The organism is Caballeronia glathei (assembly GCF_000698595.1).
Taxonomy (GTDB): domain Bacteria; phylum Pseudomonadota; class Gammaproteobacteria; order Burkholderiales; family Burkholderiaceae; genus Caballeronia; species Caballeronia glathei.
In genome coordinates, this window is sequence record NZ_JFHC01000198.1 from 1 (window position 1) to 2,259 (window position 2,259).

The 2,259-nt window shown below is 63.2% G+C and carries 1 protein-coding gene; it reads left to right on the plus strand.

Translation table 11 applies throughout. The annotated features are described in order from the left end of the window. Positions 1-2,259 (plus strand): YadA family autotransporter adhesin (locus BG61_RS38205; RefSeq protein WP_035943507.1); only part of this gene is annotated, 2,259 nt, incomplete at both ends.

A 2,259-nucleotide genomic window follows, 5' to 3' on the forward strand; every position in this document is an offset into this window, starting at 1 on the left:
CGGCAAGATCAGCGCACCGACGTACAACGTCGGCGGCAAGGACTACGCGGACGTAGGCAAGGCGCTGGATGCAGTGGCGGCAAGCTCCGGCGGCAGCGCAGCGGATGCGGTGAAGTACGACACGTCAGCACATGACAAGGTGACGCTCGGCGGCACGGCAACTGCGGCGCCGGTGGTGCTGGCCAACGTGGCGGCGGGCAAAGCCGAAACGGATGCGGTGAACGTGAAGCAGTTGACGGCACTCGGCGGCAAGGTCGATTCGCTCGGCAACATCACGAACGCATTCGTCGCATACGACGACGCAACCAAGGCGGCCGTCACGCTGGGCGGTTCGAACGGCACGCAGATCCACAACGTCGCCGCAGGTGTGGCGGGCAAGGACGCGGTCAACCTGGATCAGTTGACGGCAGCGGGTCTGAAGGTTGGTACGAGCGGCGAAGTAACGAACGCATTTGTCGCATATGACGATGCAACGAAGAGCAAGGTCACGCTGGGCGGCACGGCAACTGCGGCTCCCGTGGTGCTGGCCAACGTGGCGGCGGGCAAAGCCGAAACGGATGCGGTGAACGTGAAGCAGTTGACGGCACTCGGTGGCAAGGTCGATTCGCTCGGCAACATCACGAACGCATTCGTCGCATACGACGACGCAACGAAGGCGGCAGTCACGCTGGGCGGTTCGAACGGCACGCAGGTCCACAACGTCGCAGCAGGTGTGGCGGGCAAGGACGCGGTCAATCTGGATCAGTTGACGGCAGCGGGTCTGAAGGTTGGTACGAGCGGCGAAGTGACGAACGCATTTGTCGCATATGACGATGCAACGAAGAGCAAGGTCACGCTGGGCGGCACGGCAACTGCGGCTCCCGTGGTGCTGGCCAACGTAGCGGCGGGTAAGGCCGAAACGGATGCGGTGAACGTGAAGCAGTTGACGGCGTTCGGCGGCAAGGTCGATTCGAGCGGTAACGTCACGAACGCGTTCGTCGCATACGACAGCACGGCCAAGGATCTGGTGACGCTGCAAGGCGGCGCATCGGGCACGAAGATCACGAACCTGAAGGCGGGCGCGCTCACCTCGACGAGCACGGACGCGATCAACGGTTCGCAGCTGTACAACACGGCATCGTCGACGGCGGCAGCGCTGGGCGGCGGTGCAACGGTTGGCGCGGACGGCAAGATCAGCGCACCGACGTACAAGGTTGGCGGCAACGATTACAAGGACGTGGGCACGGCGCTGGATGCGGTGGTTGCAAGCTCCGGCGGCAGCGCAGCGGATGCGGTGAAGTACGACACGTCGGCGCACGACAAGGTGACGCTGGGCGGCACGGCAGCTGCGGCGCCGGTAGTGCTGGCCAACGTGGCGGCGGGTAAAGCCGAAACGGATGCGGTGAACGTGAAGCAGTTGACGGCACTCGGCGGCAAGGTGGATTCGCTCGGCAACATCACGAACGCATTCGTCGCATATGACAACGCAACGAAGGCGGCTGTCACGCTGGGCGGTTCGAACGGCACGCAGATCCACAACGTCGCAGCAGGTACGGCGGGCAAGGACGCGGTCAATCTGGATCAGTTGACGGCAGCGGGTCTGAAGGTTGGTACGAGCGGCGAAGTGACGAACGCATTCGTCGCATATGACGATGCAACGAAGAGCAAGGTCACGCTGGGCGGCACGGCAACTGCGGCTCCCGTGGTGCTGGCCAACGTAGCGGCGGGTAAGGCCGAAACGGATGCGGTGAACGTGAAGCAGTTGACGGCACTCGGCGGCAAGGTGGATTCGCTCGGCAACATCACGAACGCATTCGTCGCATATGACAACGCAACGAAGGCGGCTGTCACGCTGGGCGGTTCGAACGGCACGCAGATCCACAACGTCGCAGCAGGTACGGCGGGCAAGGACGCGGTCAATCTGGATCAGTTGACGGCAGCGGGTCTGAAGGTTGGTACGAGCGGCGAAGTGACGAACGCATTCGTCGCATATGACGATGCAACGAAGAGCAAGGTCACGCTGGGCGGATCGAACGGCACGCAGATCCACAACGTCGCAGCAGGTACGGTGGGCAAGGACGCGGTCAACCTGGATCAGTTGACGGCAGCGGGTCTGAAGGTTGGTACGAGCGGCGAAGTGACGAACGCATTCGTCGCATATGACAGCGCGGCCAAGGACCTGGTGACGCTGGCTGGCGCATCGGGCACGAAGATCACGAACCTGACGGCGGGCGCGGTTACTTCGACGAGCAAGGACGCGATCAACGGTTCGCAGTTGTA